Here is a 2,227-nt window from a genome sequence, read left to right as displayed (position 1 = left end):
CACCCACCAGGAGGAGATAATCTCCTCCTGGACCTCCATAATAATTTTCTGATTTTCAAATGCGATTGCCCTGGGATCCCTGTTCATTTTTTTTGTTGCGCTCTCTTGGCAAACTGTTGATCAAGCAAAGCGAAATGCCGACAAAGTGGTCTCCATGACCCGATCGCTGAACACCTGTTTTCCCGGATCATCGCCGGCGGCTCCGGCAATCAGCATCAGGGGTATCAGGTGCTCTTCGGCCCCTGGGGGATGGCACAGATGGGCTTCGGGAGCCTGTTGCCAGTCACAGAGCCGTGCTGCCCGCAACTCTGCGTGGGCTTCGACGGTTGTGCACAACCATTGATCAAAGCGGTCGGAGATGGGAGCAAACGGGGGTTTGCCATAGCCGCGCATATTGTGAAAGCTCATTCCGCTGCCGATAATGGCCACCCCCTGTTCGCGCAGAGGAGCCAAGGCGCGACCTGCCTGCAGATGCAGCCGGGGATCCATGCTGGCCTGCAGGGAGAGTTGCACCACCGGAATCTGGGCTGCGGGAAAGATCACCTTCAGGGGAATAAACATGCCGTGATCAAAGCCACGGCTGGGATTTTGTTGGGCAGGGATGGCGGCCTGTTGCAGCAGTTCGGCGGCACGTTGGGCGAGCCAGGGGGCTCCGGCTGCCGGATAGGAGAGCTGATAGGTATGCGGCGGAAAGCCATAATAGTCATAGAGCAGGCTTGGTTGTGCGCCGCTGCCGAGGGTAAAGCTGTTTTCGATCCAGTGGGCAGAGATGCAGAGGATAGCCTGTGGTGGTTGAGGCAAGGTGTGGGGGATCTGCTGCATAAAGGTACGCATGGCCAGCCAGGCATCGGCGGGCTGCCACTCCATAAAAAAGCAGGGGCCCGCCCCGTGCGGAAGAAACCAAACCGGTTGACGGCTGGAGCTGTTATTGGGCTGAGAGCTGTTGGGTGTGTGCATGGGGAGCTGAAGCTGCAAAAGAGGGAAACAAGAAGAAAAGCACAGGGATGATCCTTATTATACACAAAGAGGGCATCAACCTGCCGCGGGTTGCCAGGAGAGAGCTTCGCCGGTCAACTCGGCAGTGAGGGCAGCAAAGGCTTCGTGCACCTGGTCTCCCCGGCCACACACCGAGAGCAGGATATGGGCATCGCTGCCCAATTTTGGCAGACTGGCGCAACGCACTTGCGGAAAGCGGGCAGCGATACGTTGCATAGGCAGGACTACCCGACTCTCTCCTGCCCCTTCGATGCGCAGACAGAGCAGGGTTTCAGGCGGACGGAGCAGAGGAAAATAGTGCTCCAGCAACCAATCGAGCATTGGCCAAGCCAGTTCAGGAAAGCCGGGCAGGGCATAGTGGGCACGGAAGCAGAAGCCTGGGATACGATTGACGGGATTAGGCAGCAGAGAGCTGCCTTGCGGCCAATCGGCCATGAGCAGACGGACTGAGGAGGGATCGACGCCGAAGCGGGCTTCGATCTCGCGCACGGCATCGGGATGGCGCAGCAGGGGCACGCCAGCGGCTTGCGCCAAACACTCTCTGGTACGATCATCTGGGGTGCTACCGATTCCCCCGAAGCAGAAGACAGGCCGCTCTTCGGCGAGGGTTTGTTGAAAGGTGTGGACCAATTGGCTGGCCTCATCGCCGACGAAGCGGGCCCAGGCCAGCGCCATGCCACGTTCATGCAGACGTTTGCTCACATAGGGCAGGTGGGCATCGACCCGCCGCCCGGAGAGGATCTCATCCCCGATCACCAGCAACCCTGGCGAATAGCTCTTTTCTTCTGACACCTCTGCACACTGCTGCATTGGGTTTCCTTTCCCATGGCATGACTGATCAGGACAAGCAACACTGCAGGCAAGATAGCCAAAAAGCTGGCAAAAGAGAAGGGAGAGACAAGCGGAGGCAGGCACTCCAGAAACAGTGAGGAGCAACAGGGCAAGCGCATTAGAAAACCAGAAAATTATTATGGAGGTCCAGGAGGAGGTTATCTCCTCCTGGTGGGTGCAGGGCAAAGCCCCATAAGTGTTAACCTATTTACTGTAAGCTAGATTCTGTGCTATGCTTCGGTCACTATGACTAAGCCAATCGCACTGACGGATGAAAACTGGGACTTCGTTCTCTCTATGTTTCCCACTGGTTGGGAATCGCTCGCCTGGGCAACGAAGGCGGTTCAGCATTTCAGGGGGGGTGTGAAGTCTCTGCCGAACCTGATGAGGATTTTTCTTC

2 protein-coding genes are annotated in these 2,227 nt (G+C 57.3%); both read right to left on the bottom strand.

Annotation, left to right across the window (positions count from 1 at the left end; all coding sequences use genetic code 11):
* Positions 1-120 precede the first annotated feature (120 nt).
* Complete coding sequence (locus tag EJP87_RS15555) at positions 121-957, bottom strand: DODA-type extradiol aromatic ring-opening family dioxygenase (RefSeq protein WP_130472768.1); 837 nt, start codon at positions 955-957, stop codon at positions 121-123.
* Positions 958-1,032: 75 nt separating this feature from the next.
* Positions 1,033-1,788, bottom strand: coding sequence for a competence/damage-inducible protein A (locus EJP87_RS15550; protein WP_193771445.1), 756 nt, complete (start codon positions 1,786-1,788; stop codon positions 1,033-1,035).
* Positions 1,789-2,227 lie beyond the last annotated feature (439 nt).

The organism is Candidatus Magnetaquicoccus inordinatus (assembly GCF_004217665.1).
In the GTDB taxonomy this organism is placed as follows: Bacteria; Pseudomonadota; Magnetococcia; order Magnetococcales; family Magnetaquicoccaceae; genus Magnetaquicoccus; species Magnetaquicoccus inordinatus.
Note: the sequence above shows the minus strand (reverse complement) of the source record. Positions and strands in the feature narration are given on the sequence as shown.

Coding starts and splice junctions, on each gene's coding strand:
- EJP87_RS15555 (WP_130472768.1), bottom strand. CDS start 957: ATGCACACACCCAACAGCTCTCAGCCCAATAACAGCTCCAGCCGTCAA.